The organism is Pelagimonas phthalicica (assembly GCF_004364805.1).
Taxonomy (GTDB): domain Bacteria; phylum Pseudomonadota; class Alphaproteobacteria; order Rhodobacterales; family Rhodobacteraceae; genus Pelagimonas; species Pelagimonas phthalicica.
Genome location: NZ_SOAP01000004.1, coordinates 145729 through 168924, shown reverse-complemented (window position 1 = coordinate 168924; position 23196 = coordinate 145729). Strand labels below are relative to the sequence as shown.

Sequence of the window (23196 nt, the reverse complement as noted above, 5' to 3'; positions counted from 1 at the left end):
TCTTAGTCATTGTCAGAAAGCCCGGCGCCAGCACCGCGCAGGCGGCTTTCCTCGGTGGCGGGGGCATAGGTGCGGTGGGCGAGGCGGTTCAGCTCGGCCCAGCTGTCAGGTGCAGGCGTGGCGCGGGAGGTTTGCGCCAGCGGTGCGGTCAGCGTGCCCCCCAGCGAGACCGAGACGCTGGTGGCGGTGTCGGGCAAGGTGCCGGTCAGGCAAAGCCCGGTGCCGTCGGTTGTGGCGCTTGCCTCAGCGCAGGACAGGGTCAGAACCGAGCCAATCTGGCGCGCGGCCATGGCCACAAAGGGCAAGAGCAAGAGCGGCGACATGCCCGGCGTCAATTTGACCTCGGTCGCGGTTTTGGTTTGCGGCAGGGCATAGGCGCGGTCCAGAAAACAGGCGCAGATCATCAAGGGTGCTGTTGGTGAACTGGGCTGGGTCAGGGCAGCGGCCAAAATGGCGACCCCGTCCAAGCCTTGGGTGCAGAGCCAACGCGTGGCTTTGGCGGCCTCTTCGGCCAGGCCCCAAGGGTAGCAGGCGCCGCGCGTCGCCTTTTTGGCGGTGGCTTCGATTTCGTTGAGGGCAAAGCTCATGACGTGGCCTCCGGATAGACCCACAGATCGGCATTGGCCGGGGTCAGATCCTGCGGATAGGGCGCGCCGGAATACATATTGACCCGCACCCAACGGTCAGAGCGCGGGTCAAAACGCGTGACACCAAAGAACGAAAGCTTGGCGCGCAGCATGTCGATGGGGAGGACATCTGCGCCGATGGTGTTGGAGCGGATTTCGCCATAGGGCGCGATTTGCGCGATTTGCGCGCGGCGGATGGTGTGGCGATGTTCCGGATGCTGGGCGAGGAAATCCGCCACCGGAGTGTCGGCCTGCCATGCGGAGAGGGTTGCCAGCGCGGCGGCTGCGTCGCGGGCCGGGGCGAGGGGCTGTTCGTAATCGGCAACCGGTTCCTCAAAGCGTTCGCCCAGACGCGGTTCCAGCTTTTCCTCAGAGACATACCAGGCGCGGGCGCAGTTTTCGCGCGCCGACCAGTCGAGATCGAGCAAGGGGCCAAAGCTGGTGTGGATCAACTCGCGGATTTTGCCAATCGGCATGGCCCCGTCGATGATAAAAGCGCCGCTGCTATCGGCCATCTCTGCCCCGAGCGCATCGACCAGATCGCCGTAAGGTTCGAGGATCAGCGAGGCGATCAGCTCTTGGCCCTCTTCGCTGAGCACATCCTCGGCCCAGAGCATCAGGCGGTTCCAGGGGGTGTTATCGGACAGGTCCATCGCGGCGAGCCAGGTTTGCAGCGCGGCCATGTCGCCGGTCAGCTTGGACAGTTTGACGATCTGAAGCGGGTGATCCGAGCGCCAGCGCGCGACAAGGGTCTGACTGCGGGTGACAAGGTCGCGGAACAGCGCGACTTGCTCGGGCGTGGCCGAGGGCAGGGCGCGGACCTTGGCGATGGCCTGTTCGCGGGCGGTGATCCAGTTGTTGAACAGGATCGGGTGGTTGACGATATAGGGCGCCATGCCAAGCCCGGTGGAGTTGCCGATGCCAAGGTCCTGGGCCAGCACAGGGTCAAGCGGGACGGCTGTGTCGCCGCCGCGCTGCTGTGCCATATGTTCGACAAGGTCGCGCACAAACCAGCGGGTCAGAAAGACCGAGAGCATTTCGACCTGAAACGGGGCCTGCATTTCGGGGCGCTGGGCGGTCATCTCGCGATCTGCCGCGCCAAGCTTGCCCGAGCCATAGACGGCGGTGGTGCGCATCAGATAACCGACCGCCTCCAGTTGCGCTTTGGCCGGTTGCTGCCCTTTGGAGAGCGCATCGACCACATGTTCCCACAGGCGCACGGATCGGTTGGCGCGCGAGACGGAGAGAGAGCTTTCACTGACGCGCCCGGCCTCTTGCAGGGGGACGTTTTTCGCCAGCTCCTGGATATCCGCCGCGCTGGGGATGCCGTCAAACAGGGTAAAGGTGGCGTCCCAGGCGGTGGCGATCACCCGGTCGCTGCGCATGTCGGGGGGGAGGTCATGGGCGAAGGCGATCAGGGAATAGGCGCGCTCGGGGCCCTGGGCCGTATAGACCGCATGGCCAACGCCCTGGGCGTCGATCTGGAATGCGCGGCGGGTGAAGGCCCAGCCCTCGCGCGCCATGCGGCGGGTCAATTGGCGCATAAAGCTGAGGCGGCATTGGTGCAATGAGCCAAGCCGCGACAGGGTCATGACGGTTTCAGGCGCGCGCATCTCACCCATGGCTGGCCCCCATTGGCGTAAAGTTTTCTGCAAAGAACCGGTGCCAATTGCCCCCCATGATCCCGGCGATTTCGGTCTCGTTCATCCCGGTGGCGCGCAGCCCGGCCTCGATATTGCCAAAGTCGCGATTGTCCTTGAACCAATCGGGCATGTCCGGGAAACCGGGCGCAGAGGCAGAGCCTTCGCCATAGTCGATCTGTTTGGTCCAGCGCCCGACTCGCATCCATTCGACGATGCTGTCGGGCTGGTCCTGACAAAGATCGGTGCCAATGCCGAGATGCTCGACCCCGTAAGTGTCAGCCGTGCGCGCGATCATCTCGCAAAAGCTGGTCAGCGTGCAGGCGGATTTGTCTTTCAGGTGGTGGGGATATACGGAAAAGCCCAGCATCCCGCCATGTTCGGTCACCGCGCGGATCACCTTGTCACGCTTGTTGCGCAGAGCGGGGGACCAGTCATGCGGGTTGGCATGGGTGATGGCAATGGGGCGTTCGGAAAACTCGGCAGCCTCGATGGTCGAGCGATCGGCGGAATGGCTCATATCCACAACCAATCCGACGCGGTTCATCTCTTTGACCACCTGTTTGCCCATGCGGGTCAGGCCGGTATCTTCGGATTCATAACAGCCCGTCGCCAGAAGCGATTGGTTGTTATAGGTCAGCTGCATAAAGCGCGCGCCAAGGGTGTGGACGATCTCGACCAGGCCGATATCGTCCTCGATAGGCGAGGGGTTTTGAAAGCCAAAGAACACCGCGGTGCGCCCGGTTTCGCGGGCGCGTTCAATATCGCTGGCCCAGAGGCCCTTCATGATCAGATCGGGATATTGTTCAAACCAGCGGTTCCACTGTTCGAAATTCAGCACCGTTTCACGGAAATTCTCGTGATAGGCGATGGTGACGTGGATCGCGTCCACGCCGCCCTCGCGCAACTGGCAAAAGATCTTTTCCGACCAGTTGGCATATTGCAGGCAATCAATCAGAAACCCCGACCGCATCAGACCGGCCCGGCGCTGATATAGGCGGTTTTGACTGTGGTGTAGAACTCTGCCGCCGCCTTGCCCTGTTCGCGCGGCCCATAGGAACTGTCGCCGCGCCCGCCAAAGGGCACGTGGTAATCGGTGCCTGCGGTGGGCAGGTTGACGGTGACTACGCCGGTTCGGGCGTTGCGGCGGAAATGGGAGGCGCGGGCCAAGGATGTGGTGACAATGCCCGAGGTCAGGCCGAAATTGGTGTCGTTGACCGTTGCCAGGGCCTGATCATAGCTGTCCACCTTGATCACGCTGGTCAGCGGCGCAAACATCTCTTCGCGGTTGATGCGCATGTCGTTGGTGGTGTTCAGGAACACGCCCGGCGACATGTAATAGCCATCCTGCGCCATATCGAGCCGCGCGCCGCCACAGGCCAGTTCGGCCCCTTCGGATTTGCCCAGATCCACATAGGCGAGGTTTTCGTCAAGCTGCTGCTGGCTGACCACCGGGCCCATCTGAGTGCCCGCTTCCAGCGCGTGGCCCACTTTCATCGCCTGCGTGCCTGCCACGAGTTTTTCAACAAAGGCATCATGCACGGCAGCGTGGACCACGAGCCGGGAGGAGGCGGTGCATTTCTGACCGGTGCCGCCAAAGGCCCCGCCAAGCGCCAATGTGACAGCAAGATCCAGATCGGCATCATCCATCACGGCCAAGGCGTTTTTCGACCCCATTTCCATCTGCACCTTGGTCAGGTTCTGAATGGCGGCGGCGGCGATCCCCTTGCCCACCGGGACCGAGCCGGTAAAGGAAATCGCGTTGACCTTGGGGCTTTCGACCAGACGCTGGCCGACTGCGCGACCGGCCCCCATGACGAGGCTGAACAGCCCCTTGGGGATGTCCTGACGGTTGATGATCTCGGCCAGAGCCACGGCGGAGGCCGGGGTGATATTGGCCGGTTTCCAGACCACCGCATTGCCATAGCAGAGCGCCGGAGCGATCTTCCACGAGGCGGTGGCGGTGGGGAAGTTCCAGGGGCTGATGATGGCAACGGTGCCCACAGCTTCGCGGCGGACATCAATTTCGATATCCGGGCGCACGCTATCGGCGTTTTCGCCGATTTGGCGCAGGCATTCGGCGGCGTAATAGGTAAAGAACTGCCCGGCGCGGAAAACCTCGCCTTTGCCTTCGGCCAGGGGTTTGCCCTCTTCACGCGACAGGAGGGTGCCCAGCTCTTCGGCGCGGGCCATCAATTCGGTGCCAATGGCGTTCAGAACAGCCTGTTTGCGTTCCAGCCCATAGGCCGCCCATTCGCGCTGCGCGACCTGCGCCTGATCCAGCGTGGCCTCAAGCTGATCCGAGCTTGCCTGCGCAAACATGCCAATCAGATCGCTCAGATCCGATGGGTTGCGGTTTTCAATTTCGGCATCGCCTGCCAGCCATTCGCCGGCAATCAGGTTCTTGTGGGTCACGGGTCAACTCGGGGTTAGGAAAGGTGTGCTGCATGGTGGACATTGGGTATAATGTCAGTCAAACTCAAACTTCTGAACCTAACTTCAGAAAGTTTGAAATTTGGCGATCAAGGTGGAAATGCTCCGCTGCTTTTGTGCAGTGGCCAAGGCGGGCAATCTGGCCCATGCGGCGGACCGGTTGGGGCGGACTCCGTCGGCAATTTCCATGACATTGAAACAGCTTGAGGCGCATCTGGGCGGGCCGCTGTTTGAGAGCGAGCGCAAGAACCGGCTGACCGCGTTGGGCGAGCAGGTGTTTCAGCTGGGGGAAAACCAGTTGAAACATTTTGACGGTACGGTTGAGGCGATTGAACGCCTCGCCAGCGCGCCACAGGGGGTTTTGCGAATCGCGGCGGTGCCCTCGGTGGCGGCTTTGGCCTTTCCTCTGATCATCCGCTACACCAGCCGGCATTTCCCCGGCCTCAAGGTTGAGCTGCGCGATGCGGATACGGTGCAGGTTGTTGAGGCGCTGGCGCAGGGCTGGGCGGATATCGGCCTTGCCTCGACGCAGCAGTCGCTGAACGGGGTGGCGTCGTCGCTGCTGTTCAGCGATGCCTTTGGCCTGGTCCTGTCGGATGGGCATGCGCTGGGCCGGGGTGTTGCGCCCGTACCGGTGGGTGAGGTGTTTGCCATGCCGTTTCTGCGCAATGCGCTATGTGACCAGATCCAGAGCCCGGCGATCCAAGCGCATCTGAGCCAAGTCGACGTGTCGGTCTATAATATCCAGTCGCTGCTGGCCATGATCCGCGAAGGCGATTGGGCGACTTTGCTGCCCCGCACGGTCCTGCGCCGCGGGTCTGGCGGGTTGGTGTTTCGCGCGGTCGAAGGCCTGTCGGAAACCCGGCAGGTCTATCTATATGCGCGCGAAACCCCATCCGCCCCCGAGGCGGTGGCCGGGGTTGAGGGGGTGATCCGGTCGATGAACTGGTCGGATTAGTCGTCTGGCTTTGGGGTCAGTTTTTCACGCAAAAGAACTGATACATATTGGCAAAGGCGTCTGGGTTGCGCTTTTCAAACCGCTCCCAGGCCTGGAAATCGCGGCGGCGGCGTTTGGCCTGGCTGGCGGGCATCTTGGTCAGGGCGGCGGTGGCGCTGGGGTTGGAAAAGCCGAGAAAGGTCAGACCGTTACGCTTGAGCAGGGATTTGAGCGCGGGCAGGGTGAATTGGTGTTCCTGCACATGCATGGCAAGGTCGCGGAACTCGGAGGTTTTGTAGAAATCGTTAAAGGCCCAGAGCGGGACGGCGTGCTCTTCTTGTGCGTCGAGCAGGTCACGGCGGAATTGGCGGATGCTGGCCAGATCATCGCCATAAGCACCTGTGGCAAAGCGTTGCCGGGCCGAGGTCACAGCGCGGCGGGCGGTTTCACTGTAAAGGCCAAGGCGCAGATAGCCGCCGGGTTTCAGAGCTTGGACAAGGGCCTGAAGCCCCCGTTCGGGATCCTGCATGTGATGCAGCACGCCCATGGATTCGATCAGGTCGAATTCCTGTTCAACGCCAGTCAGTTGCAGTATATCCCCCTGACCAAAGGCGATGTTTTTGACATCGCGCATGGCGGCCTCGCGGATACCATAGGCGAGGCTGGCGCGGCTGAGATCGACGGCCAGAACCGCGGCGGTGGGCAGGTTTTGCGCGACAAAGATCGGGTGCTGCCCGGTGCCCGCCCCGGCAATCAGAACCTTGGGGTTGAAGGATGTGTTGGCGGTCGATACCGGCGGTTGGTCCAGCATGGCGGCGACATAGGTTTCGACACTGTCACAGGGGGTAGGTGTGGGCAGGTGACGCCAGCGCGGATAGGGGTTTTCCTCATATTGGGCGCGGACCTTGGCCGAGGTTTCGGATTGGATCGGGGTGAGGGTGTCGATGGCAATGTCATCCTCGATCAGGCGATCGAGAACCATGAGGCGCAGGGTGTCAGGCACTGCCGTGACATCCTGCCGAGCAAGGCCAAGCACCCAATTGCGCAGGGCGGGGATGGTGTCGAGAGGCTGGTGAGCCCCGACCAGAAACAGGGCAAAGGCCGAGACATTGCCACCGCTTTCGATGGTTTGCGACAGAGCTTGGGTCAGTTGGTCGATCTGCGCCTGTTCGGTCTCAGTCACCTCCCAGATATATTCATTGGTGAAACTGTGCCGTGCCAAAGCCTCGGCCAGGGCGATCTGATCCTCGCCCGGAGCGGCACCGGTTTGGGCAAAACCCAACAGTCCCGCACGCAGGTCGATAAGGGCAGGTTCGAGGTTCAGCGAGTCATTGCAACGGTGATAGAGAAAAGCGGTGATCAGGCTGACGGTTGACGGGGGCAGGGACACACGGGCTTGGGCGTCGTCGGCGCTGACCTCATAAAATAGGGCGTGCTGAACGAATTCCTGAGCTGGGCGCATATCCAGATTGCGAGCCGACAGGGCCAAGATCAGGGCCTGGGTCAGAGCATCGGATCGCGGGGCGGCCGGGTCAATCTGGCTGAGCGATTGCAAAAAGCCCTGCCGGGTCGGCGCGTGGTTGGGGAGGTCTAGGAAGGCCGCGATTTCGGGTGAGGGCACATTGGGAGAGCCGGGTACAAAGGTTTCGGGTTGGGGGGATGGGGCCGATTGCGCCGAAACATGCATGAAATCTTCCTCTTGCTGAGACAAGGGGAAGCTAGCTTAAAACTGGTAAATTTAGTCTTTCAACGGCGCCGGATTTAGGGGGGCAGAGTCTGGTCCCCTGGAGGTGAAGTACTTGCCAAAATGCTAAAGCCCCCGGATCGCTCGGGATCCGGTTCGCGCTCATGCCGTAGGCATGCTTTCAGCATGACCCCGCCCGTCAAACCAAAGGTTTGCTTTCGGTAAAGCGGCGGGCGTGAATTCGTCATAATGTTTCAACAAGTTGCACAGCTATCTGATGCCACAACCCGTTCGCCAGATAGGTTCGCGCCCACCCTCGGTGCCGGGCGCGAACCTATCTGGCGACTATTTATCGATGTCGCGGATTTCAGTTCCAGGTGACTAGGTGCCGACAAGCAAATTAGAAATCGAGACCCAGATCGACGGTGCGGGCGGAATGGGTCAGGGCACCGGATGAGATGTAATCGACCCCGGTTGCCGAGATGGAGGCGATGCGCTCCAAGGTGACATTGCCGCTGGCTTCGGTTACCATGCGGCCATCGACCATGGCCACGGCCTGACGCAGCTGATCATTGTCCATATTGTCGAGCAAGACGGTGGTGGCCCCGCCAACCTCGAGCACTTCGGCCAGTTGCTCGAGCGTGTCGACCTCGATTTCTACGGCCATCATATGGCTGGCCTGGGCCTTGGTCGCCTCAAGCACCTGACGCACGCCACCAGCGGCGGCGATGTGGTTGTCCTTGATCAGGATCGCGTCGGACAGGGAGTAGCGGTGGTTGAAGCCACCGCCATGCAGCACGGCGAGCTTTTCCACCAGACGCAGGCCAGGCGTGGTTTTGCGGGTGCAGGTGACGCGGGCCTTGGTGCCCTTGGTCTGCGCCACAAACCCGGCGGTTTTGCTGGCGATGCCGGTCAAACGCCCGGCAAAGTTCAGCGCCACGCGTTCGCCGGACAGGATCGAGGCGGCCGCGCCCTTGATCACCATCAGCGTATCGCCTTTGCGGCAGGGCTGGCCATCTGCCACCAAGGTTTCGATCTCGAGCGACGCATCGACCAGAGCAAAGGCAATGCGGGCGACCTGCATACCCGACACAACCGCGTCTTCGCGGGCATTGATGCGGGCCTCATAGGTGGTGCCTGCCGGGATCACGGCGCGGGTGGTGACATCGCCATAGCTGCCGAGATCTTCCATCAGGGCATTGCGGATCATCGGTTCTAGGATCAGGTCGGGGACACTGGCAAAGCTCATGCGTTTTCCTTGCAGATCTGGTCGCGCAGGGCGCGGGCCTCAGTCAGATAGGTATGGGAGCGGGTGCCGGGGCCGGGCAGGGTATCGGGAAAGTCCGAGCGTTCATGCGCGCCACGGCTTTCCTCGCGTTGCAGGGCACCGGCGGCGATCAGGGTCGCGGTGGCGCACATGTTGAGGAAGGACGGGCTGTCGCCGTGATCCTGTTCCAGTTGCGCCAGAATGCGCAGGGCCTGTTTCAACCCCTTCGCATGGCGCACCACGCCCACATGATCGGTCATGACGCGGCGCAGGGCGGCGACAGCGGTCTCATCCGGGGCTGTGCCGCCCTCGGGATAGGTGATGTTCAGCAGGGGCGCATCGGTGGTTTCGGGGATATGGGCCGCGATATCCTCGGCGCAGATGCGGGCATAGACCAGCGCCTCGAGCAAGCCGTTAGAGGCAAGGCGGTTTGCCCCGTGCAGCCCGGTCGAGGAGGCTTCGCCGCAGACCCAAAGCCCGTCAAGGTTGGCGCGGCCCGAAGTGTCGGTCGCGATGCCGCCCATATGGTAATGGGCCGCCGGGGCGACGGGGATGGGCTGGGTCGCGGGATCAATGCCATTGCGGGCACAATATTCGGCGACAGAAGGGAAGAGATCCTTGATACGTTCGCCCAGCACCTCGCGGGTGTCGAGCATGGGGCGATTGCCCGCCTGCACCTCGGCAAAGATCGCGCGGGCCACCACATCACGCGGGGCCAGTTCGGCGTCCGGGTGAATGGCGGTCATAAAGCGTTCGCCGTGTTTGTTGATCAGGATCGCCCCTTCGCCGCGCAGGGCTTCGGTCGCCAATGGGGCCGGGTCTTCGCCGACATCCATGGCGGTGGGGTGGAATTGCACAAATTCCGCATCCGAGATTTTCGCCCCGGCCCGCGCTGCCATGCCAATGACCTGACCGCGAATGCGCGGTGGGTTGGTTGTCAGCGCATAAAGCCCGCCAGAGCCGCCCCCGGCCAAGAGCACAGCCGCGCCGCGCAGCATGATCTGGCCCGAGCGCGCTTGATCCGCGCTTTGGATCGCAACGCCAGTGACGCGCCCATCGGTGGTTTCAAGCGCGGTGGCCATGCTGCCCTCAAGCACCTGAATAGACGGGGTTTCGCGCACCTGTTCGATCAGGGCGCCCATGATCTCGGCCCCGGCCTGGTCACCTTTGACGCGCACGACGCGGGCAAAGCTGTGCGCCGCTTCACGGGACAGCACGTATTCGCCATCCTCGGTGCGATCAAAGGGCGTGCCGAGTGAGGTGAGGTCAAGGATGTAGTCGCGCGCCTCGCGGGTGACCAGATCGGCAACCTTGGGGTCCACCGTGCCTGCACCGGCACCCACTGTGTCGCGGGCGTGGTTTTCCGGGCTGTCCGCGGCATCCATCGCCGCCGCAACACCGCCCTGCGCCCAGGCAGAGCTGGCCCCTTCGCCCAAGGTTTCAGGTGAGATCATCACCACCGGACGCGGGGCCAGTTTCAAAGCGGCATAAAGCGCGCCCAGCCCCGCACCAATGATGATGATGCGATCGGTGGTGAGGGAGGTCATGTCAGATCACAGGCCCAATTTACGCGACAGATCGATCATGCGCTGCACGGAGAGGCGCGCCTTGTCTGCCATTTCCGCATCCACCTCGACCTGATTTTCCATCGTGTGCAGCACATAGAGGATCTTCTCGAGCGAGATCTTCTTCATATAGGGGCACATGTTGCAGGGGCCGACGAAATCCACCTCGGGCAACTCGTCAGCGATATTGCTCGCCATCGAGCATTCGGTGATCAGCATGGCCTTTTCAGGCTTTTCGTCATGCACATATTTGATGATGCCGCTGGTCGAGCCGCTGAAATCGGCCTCGGCCACCACGTCGGGCGGGCATTCCGGGTGCGCGATCAGGCGGGTGCCGGGGTTCCATTCGCGGAAATCGCGCAGGTCTTTGGCGGTGTATTGTTCATGCACGATGCAGGAACCGGGCCAGTAGACGACGTTTTTGTCGGCCTCATTGGCAACGTTCTGCGCCAAATACTGGTCCGGCGTCATGATGACCGTGTCGCTTTCCATCGCGTTGACGATCTGCACGGCGTTGGAGCTGGTGCAGCAGATGTCAGAGGCGGCTTTGACCTCGGCCGTGGTGTTCACATAGGACACCACCGGCGCGCCGGGATATTTGGCGCGCATCTCTTCGATACCCTCGGCGGTGATGCTTTCGGCCAGCGAACAGCCCGCCTGCATATCCGGCATCAGCACGGTTTTTTCCGGGCTGAGGATTTTGCTGGTTTCGGCCATGAAATGCACGCCGGCCTGCACGATCACATCGGCCTCGACCTCTTGGGCTTTCATCGCCAGTTGCAGGCTGTCACCGACAAAATCGGACACGCCATGGAAAATCTCGGGCGTCATGTAGTTATGGCCCAGGATCACCGCGTTACGCTCTTTCTTGAGCTGGTTGATCGCGCGCACGTAAGGGGCATAAGTCACCCAGTCCGGCGGCGTGACAACACGGTCCATCCGGGCATAGATCTCCTTGAGCTCTTCAGCCAGGCTGACAGAGGGTTCCAGATCATAGTGATCGGACAGGGTGGAGCGGACTTGGGTCATATCCAGCAAGGTAGCCTCCTCAGGTTTTCGGCTCCTTACACCAGTTGTATAAGGATTTGCCATGCCAATTAGGCGGCTCAGAGCATATGTCAGCCGCTAACAGGGGCAAAATGGGAAAAGAAGGACGGTTTCACCGTGAAAAAGACGCCTTTAGGAATTATGTTTCCTAAAATGGTCTTTTGGATGGTGGGGCTGTGTGGGAACCCACACAGGTCTGGTGGGATGAACGGGTGCTTGCTTATCTTCGTTTCTCGAGGGTGGCTTCGCGGACGAAGCGGACGTCAAATGACCTTGCTTGAATGACAGCTTTGGGTGATCCTGTGAGGATGGTCAAAGACAGATATGGCAAAACAATTTTCCCGGAAAACTCGATCACGGTTTTCGACACTTCTCTAGATTACGACTCAGAGCTGTTCGAAGACACGGTTGGGCTTAAGCTACGCGACTTTGATCGCGATCGTTACTCATCAGCATATGAGGCCGACTTTGGATCTGGGGCGGATTGGCCAGCGGTTGCGTATGAATTCTTAAACAGCCTTGTACCATTTTCTGCAGTTGCAGCGGCTTTCTTCTACGGGGATCGCATTGAGAAGTCTGCTTTAGCGTGGAAGCGTATGGCTGCCAGCCTTTTATCTTGCATTCCAAGGCAAGGATATACCGATGCCAATGGAGCTGCATTGCTTGCGCTAAACGAAGTCTTTGAGCTTAGCAAAAGCTCAGACGTCAGATTGCTTGCATACACTTGGGTTGACGAAGAAGCCATGTTCTTTGATGAACCAGACAAGGCGAAAGCAGTGTTTGAAACGATTGCAAAACTTGACAAGATAGAATCCCGAGAAAAGCAATTCGGAGTGGGTCTGCACTCTGCGCCGACGTTTCTATTCAAATTCGAAACCGACAACGGGCAAGTTCTTGCAGCAGTACGGCAGGACAAAGTTCATCTGATTGAGATGTAGAACAACAAAAATTGCCGCCGTGCAATGAAGAAACCGAAATTCGCTGCCAAGTAGCAATCTGTAGGTTTGGGCTCATAGTTGACATTGCGTGACACCAGAAATCGGGTTGGATTGAGTAAGGAGTACCGAGGTAAACTTGGCCGGTGGTTGAGAGGGTGGTTCACTTCGTTTTGCGGATTGCGAAGCACCGGAATCTTCCGTTGAAGCTCGTTGAGCGGGTCCTCCCATACGGTTGAGGACCAAGGCAAGCGACAGGTTTACTCACGTCCGGCCTTTTCTTTTCAAGCGGTTACCCCTCCATATTCGGCCCGCGCATAGGCAATTCAAAATAAGCATTGGCGCATTGGGGCGGGGTTGGCCTACCAATTCGGACATCGTTCGAAGAGCCCGTGTAGGGGCTCCGATACGGAGGGAGATAGAAATGAAGTCATTCATCCGCATTGCCGCGGCTGGAGCGATGACCGTCATGTGCGGGATCGCAGCCAACTCAGCCCAAGCGGAAACCACTGTCAAAGTCGCCTATGACGCCGACCCGGTTTCGCTGGATCCGCATGAGCAGTTGTCCGGCGGCACGCTGCAATTGTCCCACATGGTCTTTGACCCGCTGGTGCGTTGGACGCAGGATCTGCAATTCGAGCCGCGCCTGGCGGAAAGCTGGGAACAGATCGACGCCACCACCACCCGGTTCAAACTGCGCAGCGGCGTGACCTTTCATTCTGGCAACGCGCTGACCGCCAAGGATGTGGACTGGACCTTTGACCGCCTCAAAGAGAGCCCGGATTTCAAAGGCATCTTTGCGCTGTTCACCGATGTCGAAGTCGTCGACGACATGACATTCGATCTGAAAACATCCGAGCCGTACCCGCTGGTGCTGCACACCGCGACCTACATCTTTCCGATGGACAGCGCGTTTTATTCCGGCACCACCGATGATGGCAAAGACAAGGCCGAGCTGGTCAAGCATGGCGACAGCTTTGCCTCGCGCAATGTGTCGGGCACCGGCCCGTTTGTCGTGACTGAGCGTGAGCAGGGCGTCAAAGTGGTGTTTGACCGGTTTGACGGCTACTGGGACACGGCCAGCCCCGGCAATGTCGATCAGATCATCCTGACTCCGATCAAAGAAGACCCAACCCGCGTGGCAGCCCTGCTGTCGGGTGACGTGGACTTTATCGCGCCGGTTCCGCCGACCGATCTGAAACGGGTTGAAAGCGCGGATGGGGTTGACCTGATCACCATGCCGGGCACGCGGATCATCACGTTCCAGATGAACCAGAACCGGGTTGAGGCGTTCAAGGATGCCCGCGTGCGTCAGGCGATTGACTATGCGGTCAATAACGACGCCATCGTGAAAAAGATCATGCGTGGCTTTGGCACCGTGGGGGCGCAGGCCTCACCGGCGGGTTACCTCGGCTATAACGAGGCACTGACACCGCGTTTCGATCTGGAGAAAGCCAAGGCGCTGATGGCTGAGGCAGGTTATGCCGACGGCTTCTCGATCACCATGATGGCGCCCAACAACCGCTATGTGAACGACGACAAGATCGCGCAGGCGGTGGCCTCGATGCTGTCCAAGATCAACATCAAGGTTGATCTGCAGACCATGCCCAAGGCGCAATACTGGCCGAAATTCGACGAGCGCGCTGCGGATATGATGATGATCGGCTGGCACGCGGATACCGAAGACAGCGCGAACTTTCACCAGTTCCTGTCGGCCTGCCCGGACGAAGCCACCGGCAATGGTCAGTATAACTCGGGCGCTTATTGCAACGAAATGGCCGACAAGCTGATGATGGACTCGAATTCCGAGACCGACACAGCCAAGCGCGCCGAGATGCTGCAAAAGCTCGAAGGTATCCTGTACGAAGAAGCGGCGTTTATCCCGCTGCACTGGCAAAATCTGGCATGGGGAGCGAAATCCAATGTCAAAGCAGGGGCGATCGTGAACGCCCTCAACTTCCCTTACTTTGGTGACCTGGTCGTCGAGTAAGATCCTCCTGCCGGGGCGGGCCTTGGTTCGCCCCGGATTTTCCCATTCTTCCTTTCATTGTGACCGGGGCATACAGCGCAGCTTTTTGCGTTATAAGCAGTGATGCCTCGCTTTCAGTGAAACAGCCATGGTGGTGTTATGCTCGCCTACCTCGTCAAACGACTTTTCCAAGCCATTGCGGTGATGCTGGCCATCTCGCTGATCGGCTTTGCCATCCAGGACAATCTGGGGGATCCGCTGCGCGAATTGGTCGGGCAATCGGTGTCCGAGGAAACCCGCCAGCAATTGCGCGATGAACTGGGGCTGAATGACAGCTTTTTCACGCAATATCTGCGCTTTCTGGGCAATGCGGTGCAGGGGGATTTGGGGACATCCTATTTCTTCAAGGAACCGGCGGTTGACGTGATCCTGAAAAAGCTGCCTGCGACGCTGGAGCTGGTTTTTGGCGCGACGCTGATCATTGTTGGCCTGTCGGTGCCGCTGGGCGTATATACGGCGATCAAGCCCAACCATGTACTGGCCAAGGTCATCATGGGCGCGTCGATTGTCGGCATTTCGATCCCGGTTTTCCTGACCGCGATCCTGATGATCTATGTGTTTTCCGTCGAATATCAGTGGCTGCCCAGCTATGGGCGCGGCGATGTGGTGCATGTGTTTGGCTATTGGGATACCAATTTTGCCAGCCTGGATGGCTGGTCGCATATTCTGCTGCCCTCCATCGCGCTGGCCTCGATCATGTTGCCGCTGTTTGTGCGGTTGATCCGGGCCGAGATGATGGAAGTGCTGCAAAGCGAATATGTCAAATACGCCAAGGCCAAGGGCATTCACCCCTTCCGCATCTATTTTGTCCACGCGCTCAAGAACACGTTGCTGCCGGTGATCACCGTGGGTGGTGTGCAGATCGGCACCATGGTGGCCTATACGATCCTGACCGAGACGGTGTTTCAGTGGCCGGGCATGGGGTTCATGTTTCTTGAGGCGGTGAACCGGGTCGATACCCCACTGATTGTGGCCTATCTGATCGTGGTCGGCTTTATCTTTGTGGTCACAAATACCATTGTCGATCTGATCTATGGCCTTGTGAATCCAACCGTAAATCTGGCGAGGATGGGCGCATGAGCAGCATGGTCGACACTGGAGAGCCAACCCGTCTGCAGCGGATCTGGCAGAGCAATATGGCCTATAGCTTTCGCCGCAATCCGGTGGCGGTGGTGTCGCTGGTGATCTTTCTGATCATTGCGGTGATGTCGCTGCTGGCCCCTGTCATAGCGCCGTTTGATCCCTATGATCCGGCCTCGATTGACATCATGAACAGCGAATACCCTCCGGCCTGGGTCGAGGGGTCAGAGCCCGAGTTCATTCTGGGCACCGATGATCAGGGGCGCGACCTGTGGTCGACGATCCTCTATGGCACGCGCCTGTCGCTGATCATTGGGCTGTGCGCGGTGGGGTTGCAGGCCTTTCTGGGCATCTCGATTGGCCTGATCGCCGGGTATATCGGTGGGCGGCTGGACAATATCCTGATGCGTCTGGCCGATATTCAGCTGTCTTTCTCGACGCTGATGGTGGCGATCATCTTTCTGGCGGTGACGCAGGCGATGTTTGGCTCGGAGACCTTTAACCAATACGCGATCTTTTTCCTGATTGCGGTGATTGGCGTGGCGGAATGGCCGCAATATGCCCGCACCGTGCGCGCCACTGTGCTGGCCGAGAAAAGGAAGGAATACGTGGACAGCGCCCGCGTGCTGGGCTTTGGCGCAGGGCGCATCATGGTGCGCCATATCCTGCCCAACTCGTTGTCGCCGATCTTTGTCATTTCGACAGTGCAGGTGGCCAACGCGATCATTTCTGAGGCCTCGCTCAGCTTTCTGGGTCTGGGCATGCCGCCCAGCCAGCCCTCGCTTGGCTCGCTGATCAGCTCGGGTTTTGACTATATCTTTTCGGGCAGTTGGTGGATCACCGCCATTCCCGGCGTGGTTCTGGTGGTGCTGGTTCTGGTCATCAACCTGCTTGGCGACTGGATGCGCGACGTGCTGAACCCGAAACTCTACAAAGGATAAGCGCCATGTCTTTGCTTTCCGTCCGAGATTTGACGGTGAAATTCGCCATGCGCGACCAGACTGTCACCGCGCTGGACCAGATCAGCTTTGATCTGGGCAAGGGCGAGCGGCTGGGCATTGTCGGGGAATCCGGCGCGGGCAAGTCGATCACCGGGTTCAGCCTGATGAACCTGCTCAGCCGTCCGGGTTTTATCGACAGCGGCTCGATCCAGTTTGAGGGCGAAGAGATCGCCGGGCTGCCCGACCGCAAGATGCGCTCGATCCGGGGCAATCGCATGGCGATGATCTTTCAGGATCCGATGGTGACGCTGAATCCGGTACTGACCATTGGCCAGCAGATGGTTGAGACCTTGCAAGCCCATCGCCGGTTGTCACGCGCCGATGCGGAGCAGATCGCTATCATGAAGCTGCGCGAGGTTTATATCCCTTCGCCGGAGGAACGGCTGGCGCAATATCCGCATGAGCTGTCGGGTGGGATGCGACAGCGGATCATCATTGCCATGGCGCTGCTGCTCGAGCCGCAACTGATCATCGCGGATGAGCCGACAACGGCGTTGGATGTGACCATTCAAGCCGACATCATGGAGCTGCTGCTGGAGCTTTGCACCTCGAACATGGTGGGGCTGATCCTGATCACCCATGACCTTGGCGTTGTCAGCCAGATGACTGAGCGCACGCTGGTCATGTATGCGGGCCGCATCATCGAGGCGGGCAAGACGCGCGAGATCATCAACGATCCGCAACACCCCTATACCCAAGGGCTGATCAATGCGTTGCCGCAGCAAACCCTGCCCGGGCATCGGTTGAAACAAATTCCGGGCAATATGCCGGGGTTGGCGGCGATCCCGACCGGCTGCGCCTTTAACCCGCGCTGCCCCTATGCGGTGGATCATTGCCGCAGCACACGCCCTGAAACCGTGTCTTATGCCAGCGTCGAGGTGGCCTGCCACGAGGTCAATCGGCTGCACAATACCGTGCTGGAGGATGAAAGCGCATGAAGGATCTGACAGCAGAAGTTGAGACGCAAACCATTCTGGAGCTGCGCAATGTCGAGAAACGCTTTGATCTGGATAAGGGGTTTCTGGAGACGCTGAAGTTCAAAGGCGGGCGATTTACCCGCGAACAACGCTCGGTCCATGCGGTGAACAATGTCTCGCTTGAGGTAAAGCGCGGCGAGGCGCTGTGTGTGGTTGGCGAATCCGGCTGTGGCAAATCCACCGTGGCGCGGCTGGTGGCGGGGCTGTTGGAGCCTTCGGCGGGTGAAATTCATTATGACGGCCAGCGGATTGATAATAAATCTCGCGGGCAATTGCTGGATCTGCGCAAAAAGATGCAGATGATTTTCCAGAACCCCTATGCCTCGCTCAACCCGCGCATGACCATCCAGCAAGCGCTGGAAGAGCCGGTACGCTATCACAATCCGGGCCTGTCGCGCGGCGAGGTGCGGGCCAAGGTGGCTGAGGTGATGAAATCGGTCGGGGTCGATCCCAGCTGGTCCTCGCGCTATCCGCACGAATTTTCCGGCGGGCAACGCCAGCGCATCGCCATTGCGCGCGCTTTGACGGTGGATCCGGAGTTTATCATCGCGGATGAGCCGATCTCGGCGCTGGATGTGTCGATCCAGGCGCAGGTGCTGAACCTGATGCTTGAGGCCAAGGAAGAGCGCGGGCTGACCTATTTGTTCATCACCCATGATCTCAGCGTGGTTGAGCATTTTGGCACACGGGTTGTGGTGCTTTATCTCGGGTCGGTCTGCGAATTGGCGGATACGCGCACGCTGTTTTCCAACCCGAAACATCCCTATACCAAGGCGCTGCTTTCGGCGGTGCCGCAGCTCAAGGATGACAAGCCGAACCATATCCGGCTGAAAGGGGAAATTCCCACGCCGATCAATTTGCCACCGGGCTGCCCGTTTGAATCGCGCTGCGCCTCGGCCAATGCGCGTTGCCGCGAGGAAAAACCGCGCCCGATCGTGCAACCCGATGGCGCGATGGTGGCTTGTCACGCAGTAGAAGAGGGGCGATTGTCGCCCGAAATTTGAAGCCGTAAAACGCGGCCTATACCCAGGTTGGGTGGGTTCATCCCGTCCCCCTAAGGCAAACGGAAACCGCCACTTTGGATATCATCTGGCTCAGAGATTTTGAGGCTTTGGTCGCGCAGAAGAATTTCTCGCGCGCGGCCGAAGAGCGCAATGTCTCGCAGCCAGCCTTTTCGCGCCGCATTCGCGCGCTGGAGGATACGGTGGGGGTCAAGCTGATCAACCGCCAGACCTTGCCCCTGTCGCTGACACCGGCGGGCGAAGTGTTTCTGAGTCAGGCGCGGGTGATGCTGCGCACCTTTGAGGAAACGATTGAGCGCTGTCAGGTCATTGATGCGGCGGGGGAAAACGTCATTCGATTTGCCACCTCGCAATCGCTGTACATGACGCATTACAAGACCCATATCGCGCCATTGGTGGAACAGGGCGGGTTGGATATTGACCTGAATTCGACATCCTGGGCGGCGGATCAGTTTGTTTCGGCTCTGCAGCAGGGGTATTGCGATGTGATCCTGACCTATTGGCACCCCTCGATGGATTTCCTCGCCCCGCTGGAGGCAGCGCAATGTGAGTATATCACCTTGGGGCGCGATGATTTCATTCCGGTGGCCAAAGGCGGGGCTGAGGGGCCGTTGTTCCATATGGGCAAGGGGCAGAACAAGCCTGTCCCGCTTTTGTCCTATGGCACGGCCTCGGCCTTGCGCGCGGTGGTGGATTCCCTGCTGCGCGGCCAGATGGACGGGCCCAAGATCCTGGTGATGAACCGCAATGTGCTGGCGATTTCGGTCAAGGCGATGATCCTTGAGGGGTTTGGCATGGGCTGGCTGCCCCGCGAGCTGTGCCGGGAAGAGCTGGATGAGGGGCGCTTGATGCAGATCGGCGATGAAAGCTTTGTCGAAGAGCTGGAAGTGCGGCTGTATCGCAGCGTTGAAAACGCCAAGCCGACCCTGTCACGGCTGTGGAACGAGATCCGCGCGGCGTCGGGGTGAGAGGTTTTGGTTATTGGGGAATGTCCCGGTTCGCTTGCGATCCGGTTCGCGCTCATGCCAGAGGCATGCTTTCAGCATGACCCTGCCTCCCGGGCGGGCGCGAACCTCTGTTTCGAACGACGAAAAATCTATTGTTCGTCGAGGCCAGTTTACGCGTCTTTCCGCACCCGCGCGGCGGATTTGTCGGCAAAGGCGGCGAGGCGTTCGCGCGCAGGTGCCTGGGTGTTCACAACCCCGGCCACCACGGCCTCGGCATAGGCGGCGTCCAGTGCTGACATGTTTTGCATATGGCTGATGGCCGAGCAGATGGCAAAGTTGGTCAGCGGCAGGTTTTCAGCGGTGCGGCGAGCGATTTCCAGCGCCTTATCCATGACCGATCCTTCGACCATGTATTGTGCCAAATGCAGGTCAATCGCCTCTTGGCCATGATAGACGCGGCCGGTTAGCATCATGTCGATCATGCGATCTTTGCCGACCAAATCGGCAACGCGGATGGTGGCCCCACCACCGGTGAACAGCCCGCGCTGACCTTCGGGCAGGGCGAAATAGGTGGTTTCGTTCATCACGCGGATATGGGCGGAACTGGCCAACTCGAGCCCGCCGCCCACGACGGCCCCCTGACAGGCGGCAATCACCGGGACGCCGCCATATTCCATCTTGTTGAACGCCTCGTGCCAGCGCAGGCAGACATGCATGAAATCGGCCGGGCTGCGGTCTTGGTCATGATGTTCGATCAGGTCGAGACCAGCGCAGAAATGGTCACCCGCCCCGGCCAGCACAACGGCTTTGACCCCGGCGCGCGGGGCGGCTGAGAAGAAATCAACCAGCTCTTCGATCGTGTCGATATCTAGCGCGTTGCGTTTATGGGCGCGGTCCAGCGTGACAATCCAAACGCCATCCTCTTGCGGATCAAGGGCAAGGTTTTTGAACCGGGTCAGATCAATTTTCAGGGTCATGTCAGGTCCTTTCAGGCGTCAAAAACGGCCATGGCGAGGCTGTCAGCCCCGTCGGTGATGCGGGTCAGTTGGGTCTGCGTTTCGGGCAGGATGTGATCGGCGTAAAAGCGGGCGGTGGCGATCTTTTGTGCCATGAAGTGCGGGTCTTGATCACGGTTGGCCTCGGCGGCGAGCAGGGCGCGGGCCAATTGCCAACCGGCCACCAGATTGCCCGCCAGCATGAGGAAAGGAACCCCAGCGCCATAGGCGGCGTTCGGGTCCTTGGGGGCGGTCTCTGTCAGGTAGGTGACAGCGGTTTCAAAGGTTTGGCGGGCGGCGGTCAAACGGGCCGCGACAGCGCGCGCCTCGCCGGACCCGGCGTTTAACGCCGCCTCCGTCTCGGCAATCTGGGTCGCCAGGGCCAGTGCGGTTTCGCCGCCATCGCGCAGGGTTTTGCGGCCCACAAGGTCATTGGCCTGAATGGCAGTGGTGCCCTCATAGATCGGCAGGATGCGCGCATCGCGGTAATGCTGGGCGGCCCCGGTTTCCTCGATAAAGCCCATGCCGCCATGGATTTGCACCCCGCAAGAGGCCACATCCACGGCCATTTCGGTGCTGTAACCTTTGACCAGCGGGGTGAGAAATTCGGACAGGGCCGAGGCGCGTTTGTCACCCTGGTGATGGCCCAGATCCTGCCAGGCGGCGGCCTGACAGGCCATGGCGCGGGTGCCTTCGGTCAGGGATTTCATCCGCATCAGCAGCCGACGCACATCGGGGTGTTGGATGATCGGCACAGCCTCGCGGGCTGAGCCATCGACGGGGCGGCTCTGGACCCGGTCCTGGGCGTACCCAAGCGCTTGCTGATAGGCGCGTTCGGAAATGGCGATGCCTTGCACGCCAACGGCGAAACGCGCGGCATTCATCATGGTGAACATATATTGCAGGCCTGCATGGGCCTCGCCGATCAGGTAACCCGTGGCCTCGTTGAATTCGAGCACGGCGGTTGGGCTGGCCTTGATCCCGAGTTTGTGTTCAACGCTGACGCAGCGCACGCCGTTACGCGCGCCAATCGCACCGTCGCTGCCGACCATGAATTTGGGCACCAGAAACAGGCTGATACCTTTGACGCCTGCGGGGGCGTCGGGCAGGCGGGCAAGCACCAGATGGATGGTGTTTTCCGCCATGTCATGTTCACCATAGGTGATAAAGATCTTGGTGCCGCTGATGGCATAGCTGCCATCATCATTGGGTTTCGCCTGCGTGCGCAGCAGAGCCAGATCGCTGCCCGCCTGCGGTTCGGTCAGGTTCATGGTGCCGGTCCATTCGCCCGAGACCAGTTTTTCCAGATAGGTGGCTTTTTGCTGTTCCGATCCGGCGGTCAACAGCGCTTCGACCGCGCCGTCGGTCAGCAATTGGCAAAGCGCAAAGCTCATATTCGCGGCGTTCAGGATCTCGGTCGCGGCGGCTCCGACAACGCGCGGCAGGCCCTGACCGCCAAACTCCGCCGGGTGGGGCAGGCTGGGCCAGCCCATTTCGACGCATTTGGCATAGGCGGTGTCAAACCCGTCAGGCAGGGTGACCTTGCCATTGGCGTAATGCGATCCGGCCTCATCGCCGGGCTTGTTCAAGGGCGCAATTTCTTCGCTGCAGAATTTGCCGAACTCTTCGAGGATGGCCTGAACGTCATCGAGGTCGAAATCGGCATAGGCGGGCAGGGCGGTCAGATCGGACCAGCCGCTGAGATGTTGGATATTAAAGGCGATATCCTGAACCGGGGCGCGAAAGCTCACGGGGTCTCTCCTTGGATTGGGGTCGGGGTTGTTTAGCGGGTGCGCGGGTCTGGCGCTATCGCGGTTAGAGACACATGATTTGCAGAAAGTGACAAATCGTGGAAAGTTACGTTATGTCCAATCGCTCTATCGCCCCGGTTCTGCCAACTGTGTCCCGCGCCTTTGTCCAGGATTGGCTGGATGCGTTGTATCGGCGATTTCCCGATGCTCAGGTGCGGTCTATGCTGCGTGAAAGCGGGATCAAAGCGGCTGATCCGGACGGGCGTGGGCGCGTGACGCATGATCAAATAACATTGCTTTATCAGATTGTTGTGGCTCAGACGGGTGATGAGATGATGGGGCTGTGGAGCCGGACGGTGCGGCCTGGTGCGCTCAAGCATCTATGTGCCTCGGTTCTGGGGGCCTCATCGCTTGCCGCGGCGCTTTATCGGTTTTCGACCTTTTGGAATTTGGTGCTGGATGATTGCCAGCTGATCCTTACCATGACTGACACTGAGGTGGTCTTGCAGATTGAGCCAGTGCAGGGGGCGGAGCTGTCGCGATTTGGGCAGATGTTGATTCTGAAACTGGCGCATGGGGTGGCGTCCTGGCTGGTGTTTCGTGAGATCCCGCTGGCGCGGGTCGGGTTTGCCTTTGAGCGGCCCGGATTTGCGCAGGATTACCCGGTTTTGTTCCCCGGACCGGTGCAATTTGGGGGGGCTGCCTCGCGTTTGGCCATTGCGGCAGAGCTGGGCGAGCTGCCGATTTCGCGGCAAGAGGCGGATATGAGGGCGTTTTTGCAACGCGCGCCGCGGGACTGGATCTTTACCGCGATGCGCGAACATGCGCTGCCCTTGCGGATCCGTGAAAGCCTGCTTTTGTCGGATCGTATGGGGCTGACCTTGGGCGAGGCGGCGGAGGAATTGCACGTAACGCCGCGTAGCCTGATCCGGCATTTGCGTGCCGAGGGGACCTCGTTTCAGGCCATCAAGGATGGGGTGCGGCGTGATCTGGCAATGCGAGATTTGGCGCAGGGAAAGAGCATCGAGGCTGTGTCGCAGGATACCGGATTTGCCAGCCCAGCGAGCTTTCACCGGGCGTTTTTGAGCTGGACAGGGGTGACGCCGGCGCAGTTTCGGGCGCAGTCGCAGGGGGGGGATGCCGAGTAAGACAGAGGTTTGCGCCCGACCCCGAGGGTGGGCGCGGTGCGGTTGGGTGCGTGTTTTGTATTGCCGAGACGGTAACGCATGTCGACAGGATATTAGAATTTGCGCCCGCCCT

19 protein-coding genes are annotated in these 23196 nt (G+C 60.1%); 9 read left to right on the top strand and 10 right to left on the bottom strand.

What is annotated here, in order from left to right; all coding sequences use genetic code 11:
* Positions 1–2: 2 nt before the first annotated feature.
* The 4 genes from CLV87_RS21430 to CLV87_RS21415 are packed head-to-tail and all read right to left on the bottom strand — an operon-like array spanning position 3 to position 4681.
* On the bottom strand, positions 3–587 hold the full coding sequence (locus CLV87_RS21430) for a DUF3726 domain-containing protein (RefSeq protein ID WP_099248107.1): 585 nt from the start codon (positions 585–587) through the stop codon (positions 3–5).
* Positions 584–2248, bottom strand: coding sequence for a hypothetical protein (locus tag CLV87_RS21425; RefSeq protein ID WP_099248109.1), 1665 nt, complete (start codon positions 2246–2248; stop codon positions 584–586). The genes CLV87_RS21430 and CLV87_RS21425 overlap by 4 nt, the downstream gene beginning before the upstream one ends.
* Positions 2241–3239 carry a membrane dipeptidase gene (locus CLV87_RS21420; RefSeq protein WP_099248111.1) on the bottom strand — a complete coding sequence of 333 codons (999 nt, stop codon included), beginning with the start codon at positions 3237–3239 and terminating at the stop codon, positions 2241–2243. The genes CLV87_RS21425 and CLV87_RS21420 overlap by 8 nt, the downstream gene beginning before the upstream one ends.
* The gene (locus CLV87_RS21415; RefSeq protein ID WP_099248113.1) at positions 3239–4681 is read right to left on the bottom strand and encodes an aldehyde dehydrogenase family protein; all 1443 of its coding nucleotides are present in this window, start codon (positions 4679–4681) and stop codon (positions 3239–3241) included. The genes CLV87_RS21420 and CLV87_RS21415 overlap by 1 nt, the downstream gene beginning before the upstream one ends.
* Before the next feature lie 118 nt (positions 4682–4799).
* Between CLV87_RS21415 and CLV87_RS21410 the strand changes: the two genes are divergently transcribed.
* Positions 4800–5657, top strand: coding sequence for a LysR family transcriptional regulator (locus tag CLV87_RS21410; RefSeq protein WP_099248115.1), 858 nt, complete (start codon positions 4800–4802; stop codon positions 5655–5657).
* A gap of 16 nt (positions 5658–5673) precedes the next feature.
* Here CLV87_RS21410 and CLV87_RS21405 read toward each other — a convergent pair whose 3' ends face one another.
* The 4 genes from CLV87_RS21405 to nadA all read right to left on the bottom strand — a co-directional run bounded on the left by CLV87_RS21405 (position 5674) and on the right by nadA (position 11181).
* Positions 5674–7323 (bottom strand): class I SAM-dependent methyltransferase, encoded by a 1650-nt coding sequence (locus CLV87_RS21405; protein ID WP_133840873.1) that lies wholly within the window; start codon positions 7321–7323, stop codon positions 5674–5676.
* A 397-nt stretch (positions 7324–7720) separates the two neighbouring features.
* Positions 7721–8569 (bottom strand): carboxylating nicotinate-nucleotide diphosphorylase, encoded by an 849-nt coding sequence (gene nadC, locus CLV87_RS21400; RefSeq protein ID WP_099248119.1) that lies wholly within the window; start codon positions 8567–8569, stop codon positions 7721–7723.
* The gene (locus CLV87_RS21395; RefSeq protein ID WP_099248121.1) at positions 8566–10134 is read right to left on the bottom strand and encodes an L-aspartate oxidase; all 1569 of its coding nucleotides are present in this window, start codon (positions 10132–10134) and stop codon (positions 8566–8568) included. Before CLV87_RS21395 ends, nadC begins: the two co-directional genes overlap by 4 nt.
* 6 nt (positions 10135–10140) lie before the next feature.
* Positions 10141–11181, bottom strand: a complete 1041-nt coding sequence (nadA, locus tag CLV87_RS21390) for a quinolinate synthase NadA (RefSeq protein WP_370739655.1) — start codon at positions 11179–11181, stop codon at positions 10141–10143.
* A 299-nt stretch (positions 11182–11480) separates the two neighbouring features.
* Here nadA and CLV87_RS21385 point away from each other — a divergent pair, with 299 nt between their 5' ends.
* From CLV87_RS21385 to CLV87_RS21355, 7 genes are all read left to right on the top strand, one after another.
* Positions 11481–12137 carry a hypothetical protein gene (locus tag CLV87_RS21385; protein ID WP_133840872.1) on the top strand — a complete coding sequence of 219 codons (657 nt, stop codon included), beginning with the start codon at positions 11481–11483 and terminating at the stop codon, positions 12135–12137.
* Positions 12138–12558: 421 nt separating this feature from the next.
* Positions 12559–14124, top strand: coding sequence for an ABC transporter substrate-binding protein (locus tag CLV87_RS21380; RefSeq protein WP_099248127.1), 1566 nt, complete (start codon positions 12559–12561; stop codon positions 14122–14124).
* A 138-nt stretch (positions 14125–14262) separates the two neighbouring features.
* Entirely contained in the window at positions 14263–15243 is a 981-nt protein-coding gene (locus tag CLV87_RS21375) for an ABC transporter permease (RefSeq protein WP_099248129.1), read from the top strand.
* Complete coding sequence (locus tag CLV87_RS21370) at positions 15240–16184, top strand: ABC transporter permease (protein WP_099248131.1); 945 nt, start codon at positions 15240–15242, stop codon at positions 16182–16184. Before CLV87_RS21375 ends, CLV87_RS21370 begins: the two co-directional genes overlap by 4 nt.
* Positions 16185–16189: 5 nt before the next feature.
* Complete coding sequence (locus tag CLV87_RS21365) at positions 16190–17182, top strand: ABC transporter ATP-binding protein (RefSeq protein WP_099248133.1); 993 nt, start codon at positions 16190–16192, stop codon at positions 17180–17182.
* Positions 17179–18225 carry an ABC transporter ATP-binding protein gene (locus CLV87_RS21360; protein ID WP_099248135.1) on the top strand — a complete coding sequence of 349 codons (1047 nt, stop codon included), beginning with the start codon at positions 17179–17181 and terminating at the stop codon, positions 18223–18225. Before CLV87_RS21365 ends, CLV87_RS21360 begins: the two co-directional genes overlap by 4 nt.
* A 74-nt stretch (positions 18226–18299) precedes the next feature.
* Positions 18300–19211 (top strand): LysR family transcriptional regulator, encoded by a 912-nt coding sequence (locus tag CLV87_RS21355; RefSeq protein ID WP_099248137.1) that lies wholly within the window; start codon positions 18300–18302, stop codon positions 19209–19211.
* Positions 19212–19360: 149 nt separating this feature from the next.
* Here the strand turns inward: CLV87_RS21355 and CLV87_RS21350 are convergent, their stop codons facing one another.
* Together CLV87_RS21350 and CLV87_RS21345 are read right to left on the bottom strand one after the other, a co-directional pair.
* A complete protein-coding gene (locus tag CLV87_RS21350) occupies positions 19361–20161 on the bottom strand; it encodes a crotonase/enoyl-CoA hydratase family protein (protein WP_208293362.1) in 801 nt (266 codons plus the stop codon).
* 17 nt (positions 20162–20178) lie between these two features.
* On the bottom strand, positions 20179–21936 hold the full coding sequence (locus tag CLV87_RS21345) for an acyl-CoA dehydrogenase (protein ID WP_099248141.1): 1758 nt from the start codon (positions 21934–21936) through the stop codon (positions 20179–20181).
* A gap of 113 nt (positions 21937–22049) precedes the next feature.
* On the opposite strand from CLV87_RS21345, the gene CLV87_RS21340 reads away from it, so the two are divergent.
* Positions 22050–23084: an AraC family transcriptional regulator gene (locus CLV87_RS21340; protein WP_099248143.1), complete on the top strand. Its 1035-nt coding sequence runs from the start codon at positions 22050–22052 to the stop codon at positions 23082–23084.
* The last annotated feature ends 112 nt before the right edge of the window (positions 23085–23196 follow it).